Below are 25,689 nucleotides of genomic sequence, written 5' to 3'. Positions count from 1 at the left end.
TTTCGTAACAAGCGTACCCGTTATAAGTGATTTATGCACTAAGAGGTTAAGAGACGCTGCGCTTTTAGAGAAGGAAATAAAACCAAACGCATTTTTTATTAATATTATGTCTTCTCATTTACTCCTCTTTAGCTTCTCTTTGTGCAAATAGATCTTTAATTGATTTATTGGTGAATAGATTAAATAATTTCAAGCATTGCTTTCGTAACAAGTGTACCCGTTATAAGTAATTTATTCACTAAGAGGGTATGAGGCGCTGCGCTTTTAGAGAAGAAATAAAACCGATAATATATCCTGATTGGCATTGTGTCTTCTCATTTACTCCTCTTTCGCTTCTCTTTGTGCAAATAGGCCTTTAATTTATTTAATTAATTATTGATTAAAAATTACTGTTCTTCTAAATCAAACTCAGTTAAATGCCCTTCACCATGTATGAGTTGATAGCGGGCTAAATTTCCTTGCTCTAGTGTTATTAAACTAATAGCTGAGTCGCTTACTAAGTATTTTTGCCCTTCACCTATGGTTTGATGCTTATCTACTTCCATATGCCAGCGTTTGGTAAAAAAGTTTAAGGGACTTTTTGGGCCGTATAAGATTGAATCTAGTTTATCGAGTATGTTTATTAATTTACGCGGGAACTCATTTTTAATACCACTGGCGGTAAGTTGCCAAATTCGATTGGGATGATCGCCAAAACGCTTTTGCACTGAAAAGCAAAATGAGTAATGTACGTCTCCCGATAAAATAAGCGTTTCGTTAGGTGTGTCGGTGCGTCTAAAAGTATCGAGTAGCTTTTTGGCTGAGCCTTCGTGCGCCATCCAGTTTTCTACGTCAACCATGAGCGGTTGCCCGCAAATATTAAACATGGCTTGAATGGCTTCTATTGATTTAACACCAAACACGGGAGCTGGCGATACAATAATAACTTGGTCGTGGCTTAATAGGCTTTCCTCAAGCTCTGTGAGACGTTCCCAATCAAGTAGACCTGACGGCTCATTAAAGTTTTGCTCATTTCGCCAGCGGTGCGTGCGCGTATCAAGCACCACTACTTTGGGTATTGTCGTTAACTCGTAATGCCAAAAGCTAAAATCGTTTAGTGGTTTATCAAATGCTTTAAACTGCCATAAATTATTAGCAGTACGGCTTTGCTTAAAAGGTGTTAGTAGCTCACCTGTTTTATTTAGTGCATCGTTCCCCATTCCCTGAAAAAGCCAATAACTAATTAAACCGTTATTAATGATTCGTTTACTACTTGGGTTTTCATTTATAGCTTGCTCCCACCCAGCGGTGAGGTTCCAATCATCGGTTACATCGTGATCGTCAAACATCATTAGCGTCGATACATTGGCAAACAACCGCTCTACTTCACTTAAGCCTTTTGCATAATCAATCAATGCTGTTTTTTCAGCGTTAAAAATAGTTTTGTTTTGCTCGCTTTGACCTAAATACGTTGTGTTTTGTATATCAACGCATTGCCAAGCAGCAGCACTAAAATTTAATAAATATAGTGCAATATATTCTTCAAAATGGATAAGGTGATTGTAGGCTTTTACACTTGAGAAATGAGGTTCGTCTTTTTTTAGCCAATAACCAACACCTAACTTTGAGCGTTTTTGCCAAGGCGTTTTTGGTAAGAACAAATGGCGATTATAAAGTTGCTCATTTATGTCGGCGGGTAGCTCAATGGTAAGTGGTTGCTCTTTATAAATACCTAAGGCTTTAATTAACTGATGAATAGCTAATAACATGGGCCCTGCTACGTCATCGGCGTAAACCTGGTCACCGCTCAGTAATAGCAATTGTGCGCCTTGATTATTATTACCGCGCTGAGTATTTTGCCAGTGACTTGCAGACACTAAGCTGTCTTTTGCTGGGTGATGTGCATTACGGCACGAGCCATGCAAAATATCGCTGAGTTTATTAGGGATTACAAATGCAGGCGCTGTTTGATTGCTATAGCACCAAGGCGACAAATCGACTGCTGTATCGTCAATTATAAGTTCATAGCTTAATAAGCTATCTACAGGAAGTTTATTATTTACTGGCTTTATAATCACGAAATGCAGGTACAAATGTTCCCCTAAAGAAACAGTGTGTTGATCGCTATAACATTCGTAATTTATAAGTGTTATTTGGCAGTTTGCAGGCTTGGAGGTAGCAAACTGAATGCAGACTCCAGTTTGCTCTGCACGGCGCACCATTGGCCCCATTAGTAAAATAGGAAGGTTTGCCGTGTGAGTAATCATGTATTTAGCCTTTAGCTGCTAATTTAAATAAAGAATAAAAGTTCTCGGTAGTCGCTTTAGCAAGTTCATTAAAGCTAATGCCTTTAAGTTCGCTAATATAATAAGCAACATCTTCTACGTACGCTGGCTGATTTGTTTGCCCACGATGCGGTACCGGCGCTAAATAAGGCGAGTCGGTTTCTATTAGTAAGCGATCGAGCGGTATTTGTTTTACTACTTCTTTTAATTCAATAGCATTTTTAAAGGTAACAATGCCCGAAATAGAAATATAAAAGCCCATATCTATGGCTTTTTTTGCCATATCCCAGTCTTCAGTAAAGCAATGCAGTACGCCACCGCAGTTTTCGGCTTTGTGCTCACGCATTAAATTAATGGTGTCGGCGCGGGCATCACGAGTATGAATAATTAACGGCTTTTGTAATTCGTTTGCCACTTCAATATGCCCAACAAAGCTGGCTTGCTGCACTGCGTGAGTATCTTTTGAATAATAGTAATCAAGACCCGTTTCGCCAATGGCAACAACTTTTTCGTGTGAGGCTAAGTCGATTAGTTGCTGTTTATTAAGGGCGTCTTTTTGATCAAGTGGATGTACACCGCATGAGGCTGATACATCGTCGTAATGCTTAATTTTATCAAGCATGCTTGGAAACTGATCAAGCGTTACGCTTACACATAAAAAATGCTCTATTTGCTTTGCACGCGCTTTATCAAGAACTTGGTCAAGGTTTAAGTCTAATTTATCAAAATCAAGACGGTCTAAATGGCAATGAGAATCTACAATCACTATAAGGCCTGTATTATGTTCAGGGTTTAAATTTGTTCGTTTAATTTATTATGTTAGCAATTAAAAGAACCCAATATAGGGCGCGTTAATCTCAATGAAAAACCGACCCTATAACTACATGGTATATGTTTGATCGCCTGAGTTTAACATAGTCCCAAGGAGCTTTTCGATTTTAGCGTTTAGGTTTGTTTTATCGTCTAAAAAGCTAATACCAATACCTGGAGGGTTAGAGCTTTGTGCTCCTTGTGGCGTGATCCACGACACTTTACCTGTTACTACATCATCTTCTAAGGCATCGGGCAAGGTAACTCTAAGTGCTAATGAATGCCCTGCTTCGTAACGCATATTAGTACGTACAAATAAGCCACCTTTTTTTAAGTAAGGCATATAACAACGGTATAACTCGTCTAAATCGTCTATGTCTACTAGTAGTTCTTGCATGATTAATCCTTTTTAGAATTTCGCAATGTGTATGCTAATCGTGATACAGCAAGCGGTAAATTAAGGCCAAGTACTTGTGTGTTATTTTGTAAAAACTCGCCTAATGCATTTTGCGCACTTTGATAAGCGTCAAAACTCATACCTTGCAGCAATTGCTGCTTTAGTTGCACGCTTAAAAACAAAGTAAATATACGGACAAGCTCAGGCTGTTTATTTATTATATCGACTAACGCTTTGAAATTATGGCTTTGTTTAAACTCAGTTGCAAACTTATAAAGTGTATCAATATTTTTTAGTTGGTCTTGCTGTTGCCAATGCTTTACTTGCAGCGGTTGGTTATAAAAAAGTGCTAACCAACCATAGTTAGGAATATCTAATGTTTCTAACCATTGCTGGGCAAGTGCTGTATTAGTTATTTTTACATCACTTTTAGCGCATCTACTTAAAATAGTTGCAGGAAGCTGTTCTGGTTGGCTTGTAGTTAATATTAAAAAGCGGCTATTAGTTGGCTCTTCAAGTGTTTTTAATAATGCGTTAGCTGCTGCTGTGGTCATTTTTTCGCAATTTTCGATTATCGCGACTTTATTGCCATTTTGCGCTGCTGAGTGATTCATAAAATCACTAATGCCGCGTATATCATCTACGCCTATGCTTTGCCCATCAACTTGCGTTAAGCGCTTGTCGGGATGAGTACCCGCAAGAGTAAGTAAGCAGCTTTTACAGTGTCCACAAGGTTTTAGCATACTGTTTTGCGCAGCTACCTGCTTAGCTATATTTTGGCATAACAAAGCATTACCAAGCTCATCACTTAACTCAAACTTACCTACGCCAACAGGCCCACAAAATAATTGCGCATGATGAAAACGCTCTGCACGATAACTTTGCGCTAAACGTGCTTGGGTATCATGTAGCCACGGCAATGGCATATTATTTTAGGCCTTCAAAAAATGAATGCAGTACATTGGTTATATCGCGATGTACTTTATCAATACTTTGGTTTGCATCAACCGTTTTAATTGTGTTGTCGTCATTAGCAAGTTCAACATAACGCATACGTGTACGCTGAAAAAACTCAATGGCTTCTTGTTCAATACGGTCAAGCTCACCACGCCCTTTTGCACGTTCAAGGCCTATCACTGGGTCAATATCAAGGTAAATAGTTAAATCAGGCTTTAAGCCCTTTAATACCATTGACGAAAGTGAAGCTAATGTATTTGAGCTAATACCACGCCCGCCACCTTGATACGCCTGAGACGATAAATCATGACGATCGGCAAGTACCCATTGGCCTTTATCAAGCGCTGGGGTAATAACATTGTGCATTAATTGCGAACGTGCTGCGTACATAATAAGCAACTCGGTTTCAAAGGCAATTTCTTCTTCGTGCTCTGCTTTTACAAGCGTACGAAGCGATTCAGCAAGCGGCGTGCCGCCAGGTTCGCGGACGTTAATGAAGTCTATTTTTTGTTTGTTTAAAAAGTCTTGGCATAACGAAATAGCGGTTGATTTACCCGCGCCTTCTAGCCCTTCTATTACTATAAATTTTGATTTCATAAAATATTAATTCTTTTTATTTAATATATACGTTTTAACTGCTGCGTTATGCTGCTTTAACGTGGTTGAAAATTGGTGGCTACCATCGCCTTTTGATACAAAGTAAACGTATTCACTTTGTGGCGGATTAACTGCAGCTAAAATAGCGGCTTTTGATGGCATTGCAATCGGTGTTGGTGGTAAACCATTAATACGATACGTATTGTAAGGCGTATAATCGCGTAAATCTTTGCGTTTAATATCGCCATCAAAATCAGCGCCTAATCCGTATATTACGGTTGGATCGGTCTGTAGGCGCATATTGGTGTTTAATCGATTAACAAACGCTGATGCAATTAACGGACGCTCGCTGGCAAGGCCTGTCTCTTTTTCAATAATTGAAGCCATTATTAGTGCTTCGTATGCTGTTTTATAGGGTAGATTAGCGGCGCGCTGCTGCCAAGCATCATCTAACGTTTGCTGCATTTTTTGTGCTGCACGTTTTAATACACTGCTTGCAGTATCGTTATTATGATAATGGTAAGTGTCGGGGAATAACCAGCCTTCTAAGTGCGTGTCATTACCCAGTATTTGAGTACTTAGTTCGTCAGTTTTTAAATCGTTTTGTAAATTATCAGCTTTTTTAATAGCACTTAGTACTTCACGTAAGTTTTGCCCTTCGATTATGGTAAAACTAAAGTTGATTTGCTGGCCTTGATTAATTTTTTTTACGTTGTTGATAACGCTATCGGCTGTTAGCTCGTAAAGGCCCGCTTTTAAGTCGGTAAGTGTGGGATCTAATTTGGCAATTACTTGATAACGCCAGCAGCCTTCCACCCAGTTATTAGCTTGCCACTGCTGACATAACTTATTAAAGCCAGTGCCATGCTTAACTTCAAATTGTGTGTTTTGTGCTACTTTTAGCGGGCTATTTATTGTTGCTTGTAATTGCTGGTAACCAATAGCAGTGGTTATAACAGCTAAAAAAAGTACCGATAAAATAACTTTTAACACTCAGCCTCCTTGGCTAATAATCTAGTTAGTAATGCGTGGCTGTCGTCTGTATTAAATACCTGTTGCTCAATACTTTTAACAGGTACTGCTCCCATTAAGCTATTACACACAAATACGGCGTCTGCTTGGATTAAATCTTCTACTTTCACGCGTTTAAATTCAACAGGCAATTTATCACATAACGATTGTAGATAAACGCCCTTTATTCCGCACTCATCAAGCAATGGCGTAAACACACACTTATTTTTAATCGCAAAAATATTAGCTGCTGAAGCTTCAATTACATTGTTATTGTAATCAAGCACTAACACATCATCGCAGTTTTGCGTTTGCATCGCTTTTTTAATTAGCACTTGTTCAAGTCGATTTAATGTTTTAAGGCCCGCTAAATAAGGCTGTGCCGCTAATTTAATCGGGCTTATTTCGAGATTTACACCCTTTTTAGTAAGCGCTTCGTAATTACTAGGGTAGTCCAACACGCTCAATAAAATAGTGACATTACACTCACTTGGCAGCCCATAACCACGTCCGCCTTCGCCTCGCGTTACAAGTATTTTAAGCACGTTTAGTGGTGCAGCGTTTATATGCAAAGCAATTTGATATTCAAGGCTATTAAAGTCTAACTCAGGAAAACCCAAACGCTGTGCGCATTCAATCAAACGCGCTTTATGATGAGCCCAATGCTGTACTTGCCCATCAACAACCTTAGCGGTTGTAAAAAAGCCATCACCGTAATTTAAGCCCCTGTCACGCGTGCTTAAAGTGCTGTTTTGATCTACTGCTATTATTGTTTGCATTTTGTTTGGCATATAAAAAAAGCCCAGTTAAACAACTGAGCTCTTATAATTTGATTCGTTGTTAAAAAAGATTATACCTTTTTAAATAGCAACGAGCCATTAGTACCACCAAAACCGAACGAGTTACACAGTGCAAAGTCTAACTTTGCATCACGTGCAGTGTGAGCAATATAATCTAAGTCACACCCTTCGTCTGGATTATCAAGGTTGATAGTTGGCGACACTTTTTGATCTGTCAGCGATAAAATCGAAATAATCGATTCAACTGAACCTGCAGCACCTAACAAGTGACCCATCATCGATTTAGACGAGCCTACCATTACATCTTTAGCTGCATTACCAAAAATAGACTTAACAGCGGCAGTTTCTGCTTTGTCGCCTGCATTTGTAGATGTACCGTGTGCGTTAATGTAACCAATTTGCTCAGCGTTTACTTGCGCATCGTTTAGTGCGTTTTGCATTGCAAGTGCAGCACCCGCACCATCTTCTGGTGGTGATGTCATGTGGTACGCATCGCCACTCATACCAAAGCCTACAAGCTCAGCATAAATTTTAGCGCCACGTGCTTTAGCATGTTCGTACTCTTCAACTACAACAACACCAGCGCCGTCAGAAAGCACAAAGCCATCGCGGTCTTTATCCCAAGGGCGAGAAGCCGCTTGTGGATCGTCATTGCGGGTTGAAAGTGCACGCGCAGCATTAAAGCCACCCATACCAATTGGGGTACACGCTTTTTCTGCACCGCCAGCAACCATTGCGTCTGCATCACCGTAGGCAATCATGCGCGCTGCATGGCCAATATTATGCAAACCAGTAGTACAGGCAGTTACAATTGAAATATTTGGACCACGAAGTCCATGCATCATTGATAAATGACCTGAGATCATATTAATAATGGTAGACGGCACATAAAATGGCGATAACTTGCGCGGACCACTATTTAATAGCTTAATATGGTTTTCTTCAATTAACGTAAGCCCACCAATACCTGAACCTACAGCTACACCAATGCGTGCTGCGTTTTGCTCAGTGATTTCAAGGCCTGAATCTTTAAAGGCTTGAACACCCGCTGCAATGCCGTACTGAATAAACAAGTCCATTTTTTTAGTATCTTTCGCTGACATGTATGCAGTTGCATCAAAATCATTTATTAAACCAGCGAATTTAGTACCAAATTTTGATGTATCAAAGTGCGTTATTGTTTGAATGCCACTTTTACCATCTAATAAGCCTTGCCAGGTTGATTGAACATCATTACCTAGCGGCGTCAACATTCCTAAGCCAGTTACGACGACTCGACGTTTAGCCACGGTTTGCCTCCAATAAGGGATATTTTACAAGGGGATGATCATACCCAAGCTACCTCAAAGTGCTAGTCCCAAAATAGATTAAAAACGCATAACACAATCAAAATTATTTTTTAGCTAAAATTGAGCATAGAGATTTAAGTTTTGAATCACGAACTTTGAGGTGGTTTGGATATAAAAAATTAAAGGCAGCGGATGCTGCCTTTAACGTGCGATTAATTACTCAGCGTGTGCTGTAACGTAATCGATAGCAGTTTGTACTGTAGTGATCTTCTCAGCTTCTTCATCTGGGATCTCAGTATCAAACTCTTCTTCAAGAGCCATTACTAGTTCAACAGTATCAAGAGAATCTGCACCTAGGTCATCTACGAAAGAAGATTCATTTTTAACTTCTTCTTCTTTAACACCTAGTTGTTCAATGATAATTTTCTTTACGCGTTCTTGGATATCGCTCATTCTTCTTTCCTTTATTAAAAACGCCAATGCGTTATTTTCAGATTGCGGCGTAGTTTACGCCGCATAATTCTCTGATTCAATGATTTGACCATAAATAATTGTCTGGTCAAACCTCTGAGTGTCTGTTTTGTCTTTTATCGCTTATTTTCGCAGCGATTTCAAGTATGTTTAAAGCAAGTTCACAAATAATTCAATGTTTTTGAGGTAACTTACTTAACTTTATCAAGTAGCAATCTAGGTACAATGGCGATTAAACCATGTACATCGCGCCATTTACATGCAAAGTTTCGCCTGATACATACGCAGCCGCGTCAGATGCTAAATAACATACTGCAGCAGCAATTTCGTCTGGTTGGCCTAAACGCCCTGCTGGAACATTTGCAAGTGTTGCTGCTTTTTGCTCATCAGTTAAATTATCAGTCATGTCTGTTTGAATAAAACCAGGTGCGATTACGTTAACTGTAATACCACGTGATGCAACTTCGCGCGCAAGTGACTTAGAAAAACCAATTACACCCGCTTTAGCCGCTGCATAATTAGCTTGACCTGCATTACCCATAGTACCCACTACTGAGCCAATGTTAATAATACGGCCTTTCTTTTTCTTCATCATTGGACGAAGTACCGCTTTAGATAAACGGAAAACTGAGCTTAAATTAGTGTCGATAATATCGTCCCACTCAGTTTCTTTCATACGCATTAATAAGTTATCGCGTGTAATACCTGCGTTATTTACAAGTACGTCAATATCGCCTAAATCAGCTTTTATTGCAGCAAGTGTTGCTTCAATAGATGCAGGATCGGTTACGTTTAATGCATAACCTTTACCATTGTCACCTAGGTATTCACTGATTTTAGCAGCGCCCGACTCACTTGTCGCAGTACCTGCAACTTTTGCACCTTGTGCAACTAATGTTGTTGCAATTGCTTTACCAATACCACGGCTGGCACCAGTAATTAGGACAACTTTGCCCTCTAATGAAAATAAATTAGACATTTTATATACTCTTATTTAGCTGCATCAATTGAAGCGGCGTCGTTTACTGAGCCACAGATCATTGCTTTATCAATTCGTTTAGCAAGTCCTGTTAATACTTTACCAGGACCAAATTCGTAGCTTTGTGATACATCTTGCGCAACCAAGGCTTGTACTGTTTCTGTCCAGCGAACTGGGCTGTATAGCTGACGTACTAGTGCGTCTTTAATTGCATCAGCTGACGTTTCAGCTTTTACATCAACATTATTAATTACATCACACTTAGGTGTATTAAATGTTAAAGCGGCTAAGTCAGCTGCTAGCTTGTCAGCTGCTGGCTTCATTAACTCACAATGTGAAGGTACGCTAACAGAAAGTGGTAATGCACGTTTAGCACCGGCATCTTTACATGCTTGCGATGCTCTATCTACTGCTGCTTTATGGCCTGCGATAACAACTTGACCAGGAGAGTTGTAGTTAACTGGAGATACAACCTCACCTTGCGCTGAAGCAGCACAAGCCGCTTTAATTTCTTCATCGCCTAAGCCAATAATAGCAGCCATTGAACCTACGCCTGCTGGCACGGCTTCTTGCATGTATAAACCACGGTTTTCAACAAGCTTTACGGCTTCGCTCAAACTTAATACATCGCTACATACTAACGCTGAGTATTCACCTAAGCTGTGACCCGCCATAATAACGTCTGCATCAGGGTTAGCTGCTAACCAATCACGGTAAATAGCAACACTTGCAGTTAGTAATGCAGGTTGTGTGCGGTGGGTTTGATTTAATTTTTCTTCTGGGCCATTAAGAACTAGCTCTGCTAAGTCGTAACCCAGTGCATTTGACGCTTCTGCAAATGTTGCTTTAACAATGTCAGAACTCTCTAGTAGTTCTTGTAACATACCAACGCTTTGCGAGCCTTGACCTGGGAATAGAAGTGCAATTTTTTGTGCCATACTTTGCTCTTTTTAATTAAACAAATAAATAATGAAATACACGGCACATCAATTATTGATTAACCGCCGTGTCTTTAGAATGTGTTTTTTCGAAAATAGCGGCTATTTTATCAGGAAGTTGACGTTCAACCTCTTTTACCGCTTCATCAATTGCTGCTTGAAATGCTTTAGCTGACGCATTTCCATGACTTTTAACGACAATACCGCGCAATCCTACCAGAGAAGCACCGTTATACTGGTCGGGGTTCACCCTTTTATAGAGTTTTTTTATTATTGGGCGCAATATAAACGCCATACATTTATATAAAAGGTGCTTTTCGAGCGCGGTTGTAAACTTATTCATAATAAGCTTGGCAATGCCTTCACATGTTTTAAGTGCCACGTTACCCACAAATCCTTCGCATACTATGACATCAGCCTTACCCGAAAAAATATCACTTCCTTCGCTGTAACCAATATAATTTATATGTGGGCTTTGCTGCATTAATTGTGCAGCTTGTTTAATGTCGTCGTGGCCTTTAATGTCCTCAGCGCCAATATTTAATAGACTAACGCGAGGATTATCCAAACCAAGTGCTTGTCCAGCAACAATAGAGCCCATAATGCCAAACTGATAGAGCATTTGCGCATCACAATGCACATTAGCACCTAAGTCGAGTAAATATACTGGGTTTTTAAGCTCTGTAGGAACAGATGAAATGAGTGCGGCACGTTTAACACCTGGCAGCATTTTTAATACATAGTGAGCCATAAAAAATAGAGCGCCGGTATTACCTGAGCTAACACATGCTTGAGCCTCGCCCGATTTAACTAAATCTAGGGCAACACGCATAGATGAATCTTTTTTTGAACGCACAGCAATTGCAGGTTCACAGGCATTGGTGACTATTTCACTACAGTGACGAATTATGAGTCTAGGATGAGGTAGAGAATCGAGGGATTCGAGTTCTTTAGATATAACATGTTCATTGCCACATAAAATGAGAGTTAAATTGGCATGAGCATTTACTGCACAAACGGCAGCAGGAATAGATGAACGGGGGCCGTAATCGCCCCCCATCATATCTAACGCTATGGTTAGATCTTTCAGCATATAAGTAATCTCTTATTTAGAAATTACTTGAACGCCTTTGTAGTAACCATCTGCAGTCACATGGTGACGACGATGAGTCTCACCAGATGTTTGATCTACAGTTAAAGTTGGACCACTGATCGCATCGTGTGAACGGCGCATGCCGCGTCTTGCACGAGACTTTTTGCTTTTTTGTACAGCCATAGTCTTCTCCTAAGAATCTTTCTTAAGTTGTTTCAAAATATCAAATGGATTAGGTTTATCATCTTCCGCCTTTAATACACCAAAGCTGGCAGGCTTTGCTGAATAACTGCATGAAGCTTCGTTGTGGGTAGCCACTAATGGAATTGCTAAAATTAGTTCGTCTTCAATTAAATTAAAAACGTTAACTTCACCATTTTCATCAAGCGCTACTTCATCGTAGTCTTCTGGAAAAATATCTAACTCTGTATCTTCACCTACTGGTGAATATGCAAAGTCTTGAACCAAATCCAACCCTAAATCACCATTACAACGTTGACAAATGACAGTAACGTGTGTGGACAAATTGCCTCTAATCACAGCGAAACCTTGATCATCGTTTTTGCAATGTATTTTTACCGCTATTTCACCTACTTCTTCCTGCACAACTTTCTCTAAACGAGTAAGTTTTTCAAGCGGTACAATTCCGTCATACTTTAAACGGTGCTGCGCTGCTTTGCCTGGATGAAGAGTGATGGGAATTTTCACCTTTTGCATAGGGGCTGCATCATATAGATAGTTAGTTTGTTAGTCAAAGTAAAAAACCATTTTTACTTGGTTTTTAACGTGTTTTACTCTCGGATCTGATTTATCCTAACTCAATCTGAATTATCGTAGGAAAACAGTCCGTGAAGCATCCACTCATTTTAGCGTCAAGCTCGCCTTTTAGGCAGTCTTTATTACAAAAATTTAATTTACCATTTGATACGTTTTCACCAGATGTTGACGAATCAGCACTTGAATGCGAAACACCTACCGAACTGGTTAAGCGCTTAAGTGAATTAAAAGCCTCAGCGGCTAATAAACACTTTAACAAAGGGTTAGCTATTGGATCAGACCAAGTCGCTGTGTTTAATAATCAAATTTTAGGTAAACCACATAATAAACAAAATGCCGTAAAACAACTAAATTTATTTAGCGGTAATACTGTAACATTTTTAACAGGGCTTTGTGTTTACGATATTGTAACTGGCACTAAAAAAACCTGCGTAGAACCTTTTAATGTGTCGTTTAAAACACTCAGTGATGCACAAATTAGCGCTTATTGCGATGCTGAGCAGCCTTATAACTGTGCTGGCAGCTTTAAGAGTGAAGGGTTGGGTATCTGTTTATTTGAAAAACTAAGCGGAGACGATCCTAATAGCTTAATTGGATTACCATTAATTAAACTCAGCCAGCTACTGGCTGAGTTTGGTATTGATGTACTTACTGCTCAAAACAAGTTTTAGTTAAATAAATTAGCCAAGCAAAACCTGTTGCAGTTGCAGATAATTATCTACTGTTGCAACAGGGCTAAGCTTATTTAGCTGGTGTGCGTTGTGTACACCCATTGTTACGCCGATTCTATCCATGCCAGCAGCTTTTGCCATGGTCATGTCTATTTGAGTGTCACCAATCATTACAGCGTCTTGAGCGCTTATGCCGAGTTCTTCAAGCAATTGATACAACATATCTGGAGACGGTTTGGACAGTGCCTCATCGCTTGTACGTGTTGCACTAAAAAAATGTCTAAGTTGGCTTTGATCAAGCAAACGCTCTAATCCACCTCTACCTTTACCTGTTGCAACCGCTAAAACAATGCCCTGCTCTTTTAAGGCATTTAAAACGCTGACAACATTAGCAAATACAGGCGTGGGAGTAGTATCCACACTGTATTGATATTTATAACCTGAAATTAACGCTTGGTGCTGCGCTACATTATCAGGAAATAAAACGTCAATTGCTTTTTCAAGCGACATACCAATAATGTTTTTAATGGCTTCGTCACTAGGTGGCACTAAATTAAGTGACTCGGCGCTACTACGAATACAGTTAACTATTTTAGTGACTGAATCCATAACAGTGCCGTCCCAATCAAAAATGACGAGCTTATATTTTTTAATTGGAGTCACTGCAATCACAGTTTTGCATCTCGTAATTTTAGTAATGTATTTTTAAGCGTTTTATCTAGCGGTGCTTCAATACGCATAGTTGTTTCGTTTTTAGGGTGATAAAAACTTAAATCATGTGCGTGTAAAAACAATCGGTTTAACCCAACTTTACGCATAGAATCGTCGAAACCCTGATCGCCATATTTATCGTCGCACGCTATTGGGTGACCTTTACATTGCGTATGCACACGAATTTGGTGCGTACGCCCTGTAACAGGCGATGCTTGTACAAGTGAGCAATCGTTAAAACGTTCAAGTACTTTAAAACGCGTATGTGAAGGTTTTCCCTCAGTGTTATCTACGCGTACTACGCGCTCGCCCGATTTAAGTGTATTTTTACGCAGCCCTTCGGTTACGTTTTTAGTTTTAGAGTCCCACTGCCCTTCTACAAGTGCCCAGTAATTTTTTTCCATTGTTTTTTCACGAAGTTGTTCATGCAACGCTGTTAACACCGAACGACGCTTCGCTATAAGTAAACAACCTGATGTATCACGGTCAAGCCTATGAACTAGCTCAAGGCTACGTTCCTCTGGGCGAAGTGCTCGCAAAGCTTCAATCAAGCCATAACTTAAACCACTGCCGCCATGAACAGCCATACCTGATGGTTTATTTATTACGATAAGGTATTTATCTTCAAATAAAATATCGTTTTCTAGGCGAGTTACTTTGTCTAATTTTGATGGAACAAATTCTTCACGCTCAGCAACCCTGATAGGTGCAATACGAAGTACATCTTCAAGCTGTAGTTTATATACAGGCTTAATACGCTTTTTATTAACGCGTACCTCACCTTTGCGCAAAAGTTTATAAATAGCGCTTTTAGGCACCCCTTTTAAATGGGTAATAAGAAAGTTATCAATACGCTGACCTAAATGGTCTTCGTTGATCGTGACATAAGTTACTTGTAAGTCGTTTTTTTCTGACATTGCCTAATCACTAATTTAAGTAAAATAATTTAGTTGCTAACACTGTAATAATAGTGGGATAATCAGCAGCGCAAATATTTAGTATTTGCAAATAACAACGGTGCTTTTTAACACATTAAAACTTTCGTGATGCACATTCTGGGTAGCCGATCATACAGATCCGAGTTAAGTTTTCCAAAGCTTTTATGCCTCCTCAGTTAACACGTGCGATCAATTAACGGCAATGCGCGTAATATATTGCTGGTTAAGTTTGAACATGAAGCGACTTTTAACGTGCTAGAGAAAGCAATGAACAGATAATTTGTCTGATAGTGACGACGTAAAAAACGTCGTTCAGCACTAGCTCAATTATTGTAGTAACGTATAGCAGCTTATTTAGAACTAAAAAAATCTAATAAATAAGCGTTCATTAACATCGGCAGCGATTTTTGCTCTTAAAACGGATATTAGCGATACATCAGTATGTATTGCTCACCAACTTAATGAGCCTTACGCGCCTAATATGAATGATATTTAGTAAGATTAATATGACAGGCCGACTTCTGGGTAAAACTTGTAAACGTAGCTGAAAAGCCGACAGTTTTAGCACCATTAAGAATTTAATAGCGATAATAATTGCTATTGTTTGCCAGCATTTAAAATACTGCATACGAGAAACAGAGCCGTTCCGTTAAAGACCCAGTCGTGAGGCTGCACATTCTAAAAATAGGGACAACTGAACAGGCGAGAAAAACATCGTCATGTCAGCGACATAAATAAGTAGAGTAACAATATGAAACGTATGCTAATCAATGCAACGCAGCAAGAAGAAATGCGCGTAGCACTGGTTGATGGCCAGCGCCTTTATGATTTAGATATCGAAAGCCCAGGTCACGAACAGAAAAAAGCCAATATTTATAAAGGCAAAATCACTCGCATTGAACCATCTCTTGAAGCAGCATTTGTTGATTACGGTGCTGACCGCCATGGTTTCCTTCCTTTAAAAGAAATTGCCCGTACTTACTTCCCTGCAGGTTACACTTTTCATGGTCGCCCTAACATCCGCGACGTAATAAAAGAAGGTCAAGAAGTTATAGTACAAGTTGATAAAGAAGAGCGTGGCCAAAAAGGCGCTGCGTTAACTACTTTTATCAGTGTTGCTGGTAGCTACTTAGTGCTTATGCCTAACAACCCTCGTGCTGGCGGTATTTCTCGTCGCATTGAAGGTGATGAACGTACTGAACTTAAAGAAGCATTGGGTCGTTTAGAACTTCCTAAAGGTATGGGCTTAATTGTTCGTACAGCGGGTGTTGGTAAATCGTTTGAAGAATTAAACTACGATTTAAAAGCATTATTAGTACATTGGGAAGCAATTAGACAAGCAGCCGATAGTGCTAAAGCGCCATTTTTAATACACCAAGAAAGCAATGTAATATTCCGTGCGATACGCGATTATTTACGTCGTGATATTGGCGAAATTTTAATTGATAAACCACGTGTTTTTGAAGAAGCTAAAGCGCACATTGAGCGTTTTCGTCCTGACTTTATGAGCCGTGTTAAGCTTTATCAAGGCGACACTCCTTTATTTACGCATTACCAAATTGAAAGCCAAATTGAGTCTGCGTTCCAGCGTGAAGTACGTTTGCCTTCTGGTGGTTCAATTGTAATTGACCCAACTGAAGCACTAACGTCTATCGATATCAACTCGTCTAAAGCAACTAAAGGCGGCGATATTGAAGAAACAGCACTTAATACTAACTTAGAAGCAGCCGATGAAATTGCACGTCAATTACGTCTTCGTGACTTAGGTGGTTTAATTGTTATCGACTTTATCGATATGACGCCTCCACGCCATCAACGTGAAGTAGAGAATCGTTTAAAAGATGCTGCTCGTCCAGATCGTGCTCGTGTTCAAATTGGTAAAATCTCGCGCTTTGGTTTACTTGAAATGTCGCGTCAGCGTTTGCGTCCTTCATTAGGTGAAGCAAGCCAAGGCCCATGCCCACGTTGTAGTGGACAAGGTACTATTCGTTCAAACGAATCAATTGCGCTTTCTATTCTTCGTTTAATTGAAGAAGAAGCAATTAAAGACAACACAGCACAAGTAAATGCACAAGTGCCTGTTGCCGTTGCTGCTTATTTATTAAATGAGCAACGTCGTAGTGTTCATCGCATTGAAAAACATCATAAATGTGACGTAGTGATTATTCCTAATCAACATATGGAAACACCACATTACGAAGTTATGCGTTTACGTAAAGACGAAACACTTGAAACGGTAAGTTACGGACAAGTTGTTGCGCCAGAACCTGAAGCATTTGAGATGTCAAAATCACCAAGTGCACCAGTACGTGAAGAGCCAATGCTAAAAGGTGTTGTAATGCCTTCTACACCGGCTCCACAAGCAACGCCTACACCAGTAGTTCAGCCTGTAGTAACAGAGACTAAAACTGAAGGTGGCTTGTTTGAAGCAATCACTAAATGGTTTAAATCGTTATTTGCAAGCGAAACAGTAGAAGAGAAAAAAGAAGCTGTAGAAAAAGAGCAGCAAGAAGCGCGTAATAACGCTCGCCGTGGTAACGATAATCGTCGTCGTAATAACAACCAACGTCGTCGTAATAATAACCCGCGCACTAATAAACCACGCAATGAGCGTCCTGCAGCTGAAGAGGAAGTTAAAACAGACTCACCAGCAGCAACAAGCACCGAGACTCAAGAGAGAAACGAGAACCGCAATAAGCGTCGTCGTAACCCTAACTCTCGTAAGCGCCCAGAGCATAAAAGCGAAGAAAAAGATCAAGTTAAAACTGAAGCCCCTGTAAAAGCAGAAGTAGAAGTAGAAACTGATTCTAAGCCAGCTCAAGCTGTAGAGCCTAAAGAGCAAAAGCCTAAGGTTCGCCGTCAACGTCGTAACATACGTAAAAAAGTACGTCTGCAAGATGAAAACGCTGAGCAAGCTAACTCAACAGAGCAAACACCTGAACAAGCTGTAGTTATTGATACTCCACAAGTTCAAGAGCAAGCGCCTGTTGTAGAAAAGCAAACACAAACTCCGGCAGAAAAAACAGCTCACATTAAAGAAGAGAAAGTTGACGTTGTTGATTCTAACGATGAAGCAGCAACTACTGAAGACGAGCAAGAGCAAACACGTACACGTTCACGCCGTTCTCCTCGTCATCTTCGTGCATCAGGTCAACGTCGTCGACGTCCTGAAGGTGAAGCAGAAGTTAAATCTGACGAAGCCCCTGCATTTGTTCCAGTAGCTGATCAAGCTGCTGCAGAATATGAAGCAGAACTTAAAGCTAAATCTGAAGAAACACCTGTGGATGCAGCGCAGCAAATTGAACAAGCCGTTGCAGTTGAAGACTTAGCAAAAGTTGAAGCTGTAGAAGAGCCAGCTAAAGTTGGAGCGCCTGTAGTAACTGAAGAGCCAGCTAAAGTTGAAACTCCAGTAGCAACTGAAGAGCCAGCTAAAGTTGAAACTCCAGTAGCAACTGAAGAGCCAGCTAAAGTTGAAACTCCTGTAGTAACTGAAGAGCCAGCTAAAGTTGAAGCGCCAGTAGCAACTGAAGAGCCAGCTAAAGTTGAAACGCCAGTAGTAACTGAAGAGCCAGCTAAAGTTGAAACGCCAGTAGTGACTGAAGAGCCAGCTAAAGTTGAAGCGCCAGTAGTAACTGAAGAACCAGCTAAAGTTGAAACTCCAGTAGTAACTGAAGAGCCAGCTAAAGTTGAAGCAAAAGTGAAAACTGAAAAATCAGCACCGCATGTTAAAACAGCGGTTACTCAAGGGTCTGCAAGTGCGCCAATGGCACAGCCTACTCCTGTAGCTGATAGCGAAGTAAAACACACATCTGTAGCAATGGCTCACGATAAACGTGACCTAGTACCAGACAGTGGTTTACGTGCGGGTTCTATCAAACCTGCTGGTCGTGCAAGTTCTGCAATGACTAAAACATTGAGTGTTGATTAATTACTAACACTTATTTAAAAGCCCCGCTATTTAATAAATAGCGGGGCTTTTTTGTTTACATACTTTGAATAATTATTAAAGTTTCTTCACGCCCATAATAAGCGATTTATTCACAAAGAGATTAAGAGACGCTGCGCTTTTAGAGGTAGTAATAAGGCTAAGTCTTGCTAATAAAGCATGGCTTGTGTTTTCTCATTTACTCCTCTTTCACTTCTCTTTGTGAAATAGATCTTTAAGTGGTTTTGTTAGCAAAGAAATTAAATAAACAGAAGCGGTGCTTCTTGCGTAAGCAAGCTTCACGCCTACAGCCGGAATTAAATATCCAGTACAAATTAACCTGTAGAAGCACAACTTATTGTCGTGACGAGTAACGTCCGTAATAAGCGATTTGTTCACAAAGAGGTTAAAAGACGCTGCGCTTTTAGAGGTAACAATAAAGCTAAATTGAAAAAGCTCCGCTAATAAACCATCGCTTGTGTTTTCTCATTTACTCCTCTTTCACTTCTCTTTGTGAAATAGATCTTTAAGTTGTTTTGTTAGCAAAGAAATTAAATAAACAGAAGCGGTGCTTCTTGCGTAAGCAAGCTTCACGCCTACAGCCGAAATTTAACACCGTGAATAAGATTAGCTTGTGTTTTCTCACTTACTCCTCTTTCACTTCTATTTTTGCAATAGATATTTTAGTAGCTTTGTTCCGATGCAACAAATTTAGATACCGGTATAAAAAAGCGCGATATAAATATCGCGCTCTTAAATCAGCTTTTTAACCTAACTTGTTAAATTTACTCGCTTTCACTTTCCATAAAACGTTGTAGCTGATCTTTTAAGTTTGGCGGAATGCCTTTAATCACTAGTGTATCGGTTGCTTCGTTGTACGTTACGCGCTCGCCTAAGTGTTTACGTTCAAAACTTACACTTACACCACCACCAAGACCTGAAAACTTAACCATACTGGTTACTGTTTTTTTATCAACGGGGAAAGTTTCTTCCAAGTCATAGCTTTGCTCTTTGCAAAAACTATCAAACGGGCTGTCATCGCCTTTTGTAAGCGTTGCAGATAGATCGCTCACACTTGCATCTTCGCCTGTGGTTACGCAATCATTACAGTAATCAAATACTTGTTTACGTAAATCGTCTTTTTCTGATTTATCAAACTGTTGCTCTGATAAATAATCCTCTACTGCGCTAAGCATTACTTGGCTTTGCTGTTTTGAATCAATACCCTCTTCACAGCCTAAAAAGTCTAAGAAAAAGTCAGCAACTTTACGACCCGCACGTCCTTTGATAAACGAAATATAACGATTATCTTCTGCTTGCGTATCCCACGCTGTTAAATCGATACGAGCAGCGAGTTGCATGCGAGATATATCTAAATGGCGAGAAGCCGCTAAATCAAGCTCAGACGTCATAGAATAATGCTCTTTAATGTTAATCATCGCAATTAACATGTAATCGGTAGCAACATACTGATAATGACAAAATACTAAATAGCCTGTTTCACTAAATGCATACTTATCAAGTTCTTCTTTTAAAACCGTTGAGGCTTGCTCGGTCATATGCCAAAAGCCTAGCTCATCGTTACGGTAGCTTTGCATTGCAGATGCTACAACGCTGTTTTTATCACCACTGAAAGCACAGTAACCTTTACCTGGCTTACCATTATATGCATGATGTAATTGTTCGATAAAAACGGCTACTTTATCGTTAATTACCATCTCATCATTTCGAAGGTGAATTTGCGTATCGTCGTCTTTTTTGTCTACATAATGAACGACTAATTTTTTAACGTCTGTTGTCATCTTTGTTTTTCACGCCTCTAGTGTTAAAATACGAGAATATAACTATTTTATTGAACCAACTGATGCCAATCTTATCAAAATACTCTAATGAAGAAGTAGAACAAATCGTCGATCAGCTTATTGATGTGCTAACTAAACACAATGCGCCGGTAGATTTAAGCCTTATGTGTTTAGGAAATTCTATCACGCATATCTTAAAAGAGCATGTACCAACAGGGAAAAGACAAGCCGTAACTGAGAACTTTGCAAAAGCTCTATCACAGTCGGTTAAATAAACTCTATGAATTTATCGCAGCACAATCAGTTTTCATCAAAAGCGAGTCAGCTATTAAGCTGGGGCCATTGGTTTACTTTTGCCAATATTGGCTTGGCGCTATTTATTAGCTTAAGCTACTTATTTGCCGACTCGCCACCAACAAGCTTTATGGGCATTACTTATATGCTAGTAACGTGGTTAAGCCACACTAGTTTTATCGCCTTTTTAGCGTTTGTGCTGACGGTATTTCCGCTTAGTTTAATATTCCCCTACCCACGACATATACGAGGCATGGCGGCTGTTATAGCCACACTAGGCGCTTCACTGCTTACCCTTGATGCTTATGTTTACGTTAATTTGGGTTATCATCTAAGTATATCTGCCTTACCTGAAATCATTTCATTGTTGTGGCATCGTTTAACCAGTTCACCTGCTTTAACAACCATTTTAGCCAGTGGGATTGTATTACTTATTTTAGGCTTTCAGCTACTTGTGAGTAATTACACATGGCAACACCTTGAGCGCTTAAAACAATATAAATTTGCACGTTACGCAATTTCATTTTTAATAGTGTGTTTTTCACTTAGTCACAGTATTCATATTTGGGCTGACGCAAATTTAAACTTTGACGTAACGAAGCAAGATAATGTACTACCACTGTCATACCCTACTACCGCTAAAAGTTTATTAGCTAAAAATGACCTGCTTGATATAGAAAGCTATAAGCAAGCACATAACGTAAAAATTAATAACCAAAACATTAGTTATCAAATGCCAAGCCCGCTTGATAAGTGTGAAGACTACACACAAGCCAATGTAGATATTTTTGTATTTGAAACCCAGCAACAACTCGCTAAATTTGTTGCCGATAATAAAAACTTACACAAAACAGAGCAGTTTTTACAGCCAACTAATCACGACGATATGCTATTTAGCTTAGTGTATGGTTTGCCAGCTTTTTATAAAGCAGCAATTTTAAGAGATCAAACTCTTCCCGCATGGCAAAGTCAGCGTCGCAGCATAGAAGTAACCGGCGTGGAAGAACTTAGTTTTATAAATGATCAAGCACATAGTTCTAGCGCAATTAGAGTTATTAAAAGTAGCGATAACGCCGTTGTACGAGATGATAAAACACAAGTTTTTGCTTTTAGTCTTGCCAATAACAAGCAAGAAGTAGTAACAACATCAACTTTATATAGCTCCGACAAACGTATTTCTAAAGTAGATGGACTTATTCAACCTAGCGATTTAATTGCAACAAGTGTTGGCCAATATTTAAATTGTAAAGCCATTGCTAAGCAAACAATGCTGGGCGTTAATTTATACAAGAAAAAAGATGATATGGGCGTGAACTACTCTCAGGGTGTTGTTATAGCCTATAAAAAAGATAGGATTACCTTAATAGATTCAGATGGTAACTTTAAAAACATTTCCGCTGCTGAAGGTTTTTCTATTGAACAAGGTTTAGATATACCATTTTTAGTACAGAGTATTAAAAAGCTCAAAACCTTTACCCAATAGCCGTTATCCTAACCTAGCTTGATATACCACCAAGCTAGGTTATAGTTTTATATTGTTGTTAGATATAAAAACCAAGGACGGCATACATGTTTAAAACTTCTCGTTATATTCTCCATTCTAGCTTTTTACTTATCAGTTTTTTTAGCTTTAGCGATACCACTTACTACAAATGTGTAACAGAAAAAGGTACAATCTTCTCTCAACTGCCGTGTGACGACGAAGCAACGACTTATAAAGTTAACACGACGGGTAATCAGTATTCTGGTCCTAAGGTTGACTACACTAAACAACTAAACGAACTTGAGCGTGAAAGGCTTCTATCTGGCTTACAGGCAGAGCTTCGCAGTAATAACCATAAACTAACAATACTTGCTCGTAATAAAGAGCGTGCTGAATACAAACAGCAAGAGCGGTTAAATCATATCTTAGCCATTGATGATAAAAAGCGTATTACCAAAGATATTACTAAAAAATTAAAAATAATTAATAAAGAGTACAAAAAAGATGTATTGGTTATTACTAAACAAATTAAAATTCTCGAAAAAAAGATAGCTCAATACCAATAAATCACTCTTAATTAGCAAGTAACATTTATCTTGGTTTTAAACTTAAAATAACATACCCTTAACACAATAGAGTATAAGCTCTAGGGACTATTAAGGAGTGCAAATGCAGCCTCGCCATATTGCTGAATTAATTTTAACGGGTTTTAAAAGGCACTATCAGCTATTTCAAAAAACAACGGCCAAAGCCCCTCTCGCCTTTGCAAAAAAAGATTGGCAAGCAATTAATGATATCAGCCGTTTACGTATCAGCTATTATGATGATCGTGTTAACGAAACCACACAAGCTCTAAAAAAAGAAACCCCAACAGAGCAACTAGATGAAAGCCTATGGCTCGAAGTTAAAAAGATATATCTGCATTTTTTATGTTTCCACCCTCAAGCAGAGCTCGCCGAAACCTTTTATAACTCTGTATTTTGCCGGCTGTACCACAGGCGCTATTTTCATAATGACTTTATATTTGTAGAAGCAACTTTGAAAGATGCTCCTTCAGTACCTGTTGAGGCCGAATATAGGACATACTTTCCAGTAGTTGATGGCCTAAAGCCAACAATAAAGCGCATTATTAATCATTTTGATTTTAAAGCACCATTTGTAAATTTAGAGCGTGATATTCGCCTTCTTGTTAAAGCATTTTATAAACAAGCACCCGATACACATCACCAACCTTGGCAAATGCGCTTTGATATTTTACACACACCTTTTTATCGTAATAAAGCAGCTTATATTGTTGGTCGTGTTGTTTCAAAAAGTGGGGTTCAGCCTTTTATAATCGCCGTGTTACACGATGAAGATAACGGATTATATTTAGATGCACTTTTAACTAAATCATCTCAAATGCGTGTCATTTTTGGCTTTGCCCGTGCCTACTTTATGGTAGAGACTCATGCACCTTCAGCACTTGTCCGGTTTTTGAATCAGCTTATGCCAAACAAAACACTTGCTGAGCTCTATAACGCAGTGGGTTTTCATAAGCAGGGTAAAACTGAGTTTTATCGAGAGTTTTTAAATCACTTATCTCACTCTAGTGATGAGTTTACAATTGCACCGGGTACTCCCGGTATGGTGATGATGGTATTTACCCTTCCCTCATTTGGTTATGTTTTTAAAGTAATAAAAGACAAATTTGGTGAAAGTAAGCCCTTCGGCCGTGATACCGTATTAAAGCGTTATCAACTAGTAAAAAACCATGATCGCGTTGGCAGAATGGCCGATACCATAGAGTATTCTAACGTCGTATTTCCTTTGGCGCGTTTTGATAGTAATTTACTTGCGCAATTACATAAAACAATTGGCTCATCAATGGTAATTGAAGGCGAATGGTTGATCATCAAGCATTTATATATTGAACGGCGCATGACACCACTCAATTTATTTTTAGAAAATGCTGATGAAGAAAGTGCCGCAGACGCGATTGAAGAATACGGGCAAGCTCTAAAAGAAATGATTGCCGTTAATATATTTCCTGGCGATATGCTCTTAAAAAACTTTGGTGTAAGTAAGCACAAACGTATTATTTTTTACGATTACGATGAAGTTCAATACCTAACAGATATGAACTTTAGAGCATTACCAAAAGCAAAGAGCTACGACGACTATTTGATGGATGAACAAAGCTACTCTGTTGCACCACAAGACGTATTCCCAGAGCAGTTATGTACATTTGTAATGCCTAATCCTATGTATAAAAAATTTTTCCTCAGCACTCATCCAGAGCTTATAGATGTTAGCTTTTGGAAGCAGGCTCAACAAAATATAAAAAATGGGCAGGTAAGTCATATTTACCCTTACCCGACAGCACAGCGATTTATCCATCACTGGTAGACGCAAAGGACACACAATGAATATAAGTAAAATAGATTTAAATTTACTCGTTTATCTCGATACATTGCTTCGAGAATGCAATGTAACACGCGCTGCTAATCAATTGAGTATTACGCAGCCCGCAATGAGTAATGGCCTTAAACGTCTTCGTAACTTATTTAACGACCCTATTTTAGTTCGTACCAGCGATGGTATGGTCCCGACAGAGCGCGCTTTAGAGTTACAACCCGTTATTCGTGGCATATTAATGACGCTTGAAGAAACCCTAGCACCTAATAGAGAATTTGAGGCAAGCCAGAGTAAACGTGTATTTAGAATAATGGCCAGTGATTACGCTGCAAGTACGTTAGCGCCAAAGCTCTTAAGTAAACTACACGAAGAAGCCCCCGATACTACTTTAGATATACTCACACCAAGTGATGTAACCTTTCATGACGTAGAAAACGGTAAAGTAGATATGGCAATCAACCGTTTTGAAAACTTACCTCAGTCTTTTCATCATAAACGTATTTGGAAAGACAGTTTTTGCTGCTTAGTTAAGGCCGACAACCCTATTATTGAAAACTTTAGCCTCGACAGCTACTTAAAAGCGCGCCATATATGGGTGAGTAAAACAGGTTTTGGTGTAGGCGTGGGCATGGACCCTAAAGATGTGCAAAAACTTGGTTGGGTTGACGAAGCACTTGCCCACTTTGGTAAACATCGTAACATTGCCACTTTTACGCGTAACTACCATGTAGCGATTCATTTAGCTAAAGAGAAAAATTTGATTGCGACCCTTCCTTCAAAAGCCGCAAATATATACTTAGATGATCCGGGGCTTAAAATTTTAGAGCCACCATTTCCAATTCCTCCTTTTGAGCTTGATATGATTTGGAGCCCACTGTTACATCGCGATGCGAGCCATATCTGGTTACGCCAAAAAGTAGCTGAAGTAGCTGAAGAGCTAAAATAACTTTATTACACAATATAATGTAAAAATTGCTAAGTTAATACTTTCCTCATTAACTTAGCCCCTTTCTGAAATAAAATTAAACTAATAAAATCAAACAACTACATGAAAATAAAAACGTGGAACATACATTGCTTTTATT

The 25,689-nt window shown here is 39.2% G+C and carries 24 protein-coding genes; 7 read left to right on the top strand and 17 right to left on the bottom strand.

Going from position 1 to position 25,689, the window contains the following annotated elements; all coding sequences use genetic code 11:
• Positions 1-386: 386 nt before the first annotated feature.
• The 14 genes from I6F47_RS11360 to yceD form a co-directional block, all read right to left on the bottom strand.
• Positions 387-2,246, bottom strand: a complete 1,860-nt coding sequence (locus tag I6F47_RS11360; protein WP_197183873.1) for an alkaline phosphatase D family protein — start codon at positions 2,244-2,246, stop codon at positions 387-389.
• A 4-nt stretch (positions 2,247-2,250) separates the two neighbouring features.
• Complete coding sequence (locus I6F47_RS11355) at positions 2,251-3,030, bottom strand: TatD family hydrolase (protein ID WP_197118215.1); 780 nt, start codon at positions 3,028-3,030, stop codon at positions 2,251-2,253.
• Between the two features lie 114 nt (positions 3,031-3,144).
• Positions 3,145-3,471, bottom strand: a complete 327-nt coding sequence (locus tag I6F47_RS11350) for a PilZ domain-containing protein (protein ID WP_002962367.1) — start codon at positions 3,469-3,471, stop codon at positions 3,145-3,147.
• Between the two features lie 2 nt (positions 3,472-3,473).
• On the bottom strand, positions 3,474-4,397 hold the full coding sequence (locus I6F47_RS11345) for a DNA polymerase III subunit (protein WP_197183872.1): 924 nt from the start codon (positions 4,395-4,397) through the stop codon (positions 3,474-3,476).
• 1 nt (position 4,398) lies between these two features.
• Entirely contained in the window at positions 4,399-5,025 is a 627-nt protein-coding gene (tmk, locus tag I6F47_RS11340; protein ID WP_007585737.1) for a dTMP kinase, read from the bottom strand.
• A 6-nt stretch (positions 5,026-5,031) separates the two neighbouring features.
• Positions 5,032-6,018 carry an endolytic transglycosylase MltG gene (mltG, locus tag I6F47_RS11335; RefSeq protein WP_197101839.1) on the bottom strand — a complete coding sequence of 329 codons (987 nt, stop codon included), beginning with the start codon at positions 6,016-6,018 and terminating at the stop codon, positions 5,032-5,034.
• Positions 6,012-6,827 (bottom strand): aminodeoxychorismate lyase, encoded by an 816-nt coding sequence (gene pabC, locus I6F47_RS11330; RefSeq protein ID WP_197183871.1) that lies wholly within the window; start codon positions 6,825-6,827, stop codon positions 6,012-6,014. Before pabC ends, mltG begins: the two co-directional genes overlap by 7 nt.
• A 59-nt stretch (positions 6,828-6,886) precedes the next feature.
• Positions 6,887-8,125: a beta-ketoacyl-ACP synthase II gene (fabF, locus tag I6F47_RS11325; RefSeq protein ID WP_007585731.1), complete on the bottom strand. Its 1,239-nt coding sequence runs from the start codon at positions 8,123-8,125 to the stop codon at positions 6,887-6,889.
• 216 nt (positions 8,126-8,341) lie between these two features.
• Positions 8,342-8,578 carry an acyl carrier protein gene (gene acpP, locus I6F47_RS11320; RefSeq protein ID WP_002962377.1) on the bottom strand — a complete coding sequence of 79 codons (237 nt, stop codon included), beginning with the start codon at positions 8,576-8,578 and terminating at the stop codon, positions 8,342-8,344.
• 250 nt (positions 8,579-8,828) lie between these two features.
• Complete coding sequence (gene fabG / locus I6F47_RS11315; protein ID WP_101217158.1) at positions 8,829-9,575, bottom strand: 3-oxoacyl-ACP reductase FabG; 747 nt, start codon at positions 9,573-9,575, stop codon at positions 8,829-8,831.
• Between the two features lie 11 nt (positions 9,576-9,586).
• Positions 9,587-10,513 carry an ACP S-malonyltransferase gene (gene fabD, locus I6F47_RS11310; RefSeq protein ID WP_197183870.1) on the bottom strand — a complete coding sequence of 309 codons (927 nt, stop codon included), beginning with the start codon at positions 10,511-10,513 and terminating at the stop codon, positions 9,587-9,589.
• Between the two features lie 52 nt (positions 10,514-10,565).
• The gene (gene plsX, locus I6F47_RS11305) at positions 10,566-11,606 is read right to left on the bottom strand and encodes a phosphate acyltransferase PlsX (RefSeq protein ID WP_007585728.1); all 1,041 of its coding nucleotides are present in this window, start codon (positions 11,604-11,606) and stop codon (positions 10,566-10,568) included.
• Positions 11,607-11,618: 12 nt separating this feature from the next.
• The gene (rpmF, locus tag I6F47_RS11300; protein ID WP_002962381.1) at positions 11,619-11,789 is read right to left on the bottom strand and encodes a 50S ribosomal protein L32; all 171 of its coding nucleotides are present in this window, start codon (positions 11,787-11,789) and stop codon (positions 11,619-11,621) included.
• 9 nt (positions 11,790-11,798) lie between these two features.
• Positions 11,799-12,323, bottom strand: a complete 525-nt coding sequence (yceD, locus tag I6F47_RS11295; RefSeq protein WP_007585727.1) for a 23S rRNA accumulation protein YceD — start codon at positions 12,321-12,323, stop codon at positions 11,799-11,801.
• A 131-nt stretch (positions 12,324-12,454) separates the two neighbouring features.
• On the opposite strand from yceD, the gene I6F47_RS11290 reads away from it, so the two are divergent.
• The gene (locus tag I6F47_RS11290; protein ID WP_121954231.1) at positions 12,455-13,054 is read left to right on the top strand and encodes a Maf family protein; all 600 of its coding nucleotides are present in this window, start codon (positions 12,455-12,457) and stop codon (positions 13,052-13,054) included.
• A 9-nt stretch (positions 13,055-13,063) separates the two neighbouring features.
• Here I6F47_RS11290 and I6F47_RS11285 read toward each other — a convergent pair whose 3' ends face one another.
• Together I6F47_RS11285 and rluC are read right to left on the bottom strand one after the other, a co-directional pair.
• Positions 13,064-13,726, bottom strand: coding sequence for an HAD-IA family hydrolase (locus I6F47_RS11285; RefSeq protein WP_197183869.1), 663 nt, complete (start codon positions 13,724-13,726; stop codon positions 13,064-13,066).
• Entirely contained in the window at positions 13,723-14,682 is a 960-nt protein-coding gene (rluC, locus tag I6F47_RS11280) for a 23S rRNA pseudouridine(955/2504/2580) synthase RluC (protein ID WP_010554171.1), read from the bottom strand. The genes I6F47_RS11285 and rluC overlap by 4 nt, the downstream gene beginning before the upstream one ends.
• Before the next feature lie 772 nt (positions 14,683-15,454).
• On the opposite strand from rluC, the gene rne reads away from it, so the two are divergent.
• A complete protein-coding gene (gene rne, locus I6F47_RS11275) occupies positions 15,455-18,631 on the top strand; it encodes a ribonuclease E (RefSeq protein ID WP_165721444.1) in 3,177 nt (1,058 codons plus the stop codon).
• Positions 18,632-19,413: 782 nt separating this feature from the next.
• Here rne and yejK read toward each other — a convergent pair.
• The gene (gene yejK / locus I6F47_RS11270) at positions 19,414-20,430 is read right to left on the bottom strand and encodes a nucleoid-associated protein YejK (RefSeq protein ID WP_101216185.1); all 1,017 of its coding nucleotides are present in this window, start codon (positions 20,428-20,430) and stop codon (positions 19,414-19,416) included.
• Between the two features lie 62 nt (positions 20,431-20,492).
• On the opposite strand from yejK, the gene I6F47_RS11265 reads away from it, so the two are divergent.
• From I6F47_RS11265 to I6F47_RS11245, 5 genes are all read left to right on the top strand, one after another.
• Positions 20,493-20,705, top strand: coding sequence for a DUF1414 domain-containing protein (locus I6F47_RS11265; protein WP_007375276.1), 213 nt, complete (start codon positions 20,493-20,495; stop codon positions 20,703-20,705).
• Positions 20,706-20,710: 5 nt separating this feature from the next.
• A complete protein-coding gene (locus tag I6F47_RS11260) occupies positions 20,711-22,207 on the top strand; it encodes a DUF3413 domain-containing protein (RefSeq protein ID WP_007585701.1) in 1,497 nt (498 codons plus the stop codon).
• An 86-nt stretch (positions 22,208-22,293) separates the two neighbouring features.
• A complete protein-coding gene (locus I6F47_RS11255) occupies positions 22,294-22,773 on the top strand; it encodes a DUF4124 domain-containing protein (protein ID WP_197183868.1) in 480 nt (159 codons plus the stop codon).
• 103 nt (positions 22,774-22,876) lie between these two features.
• On the top strand, positions 22,877-24,595 hold the full coding sequence (gene aceK, locus I6F47_RS11250; RefSeq protein ID WP_197183867.1) for a bifunctional isocitrate dehydrogenase kinase/phosphatase: 1,719 nt from the start codon (positions 22,877-22,879) through the stop codon (positions 24,593-24,595).
• Between the two features lie 16 nt (positions 24,596-24,611).
• Positions 24,612-25,550: a LysR family transcriptional regulator gene (locus I6F47_RS11245; RefSeq protein WP_002961484.1), complete on the top strand. Its 939-nt coding sequence runs from the start codon at positions 24,612-24,614 to the stop codon at positions 25,548-25,550.
• Positions 25,551-25,689 lie beyond the last annotated feature (139 nt).

The organism is Pseudoalteromonas sp. NZS37 (genome assembly GCF_015864265.1).
Lineage (GTDB): Bacteria > Pseudomonadota > Gammaproteobacteria > Enterobacterales > Alteromonadaceae > Pseudoalteromonas > Pseudoalteromonas arctica.
The sequence above is the reverse complement of the archived record's forward strand: the minus strand, read 5'-3'. Positions and strand labels throughout refer to the sequence as shown.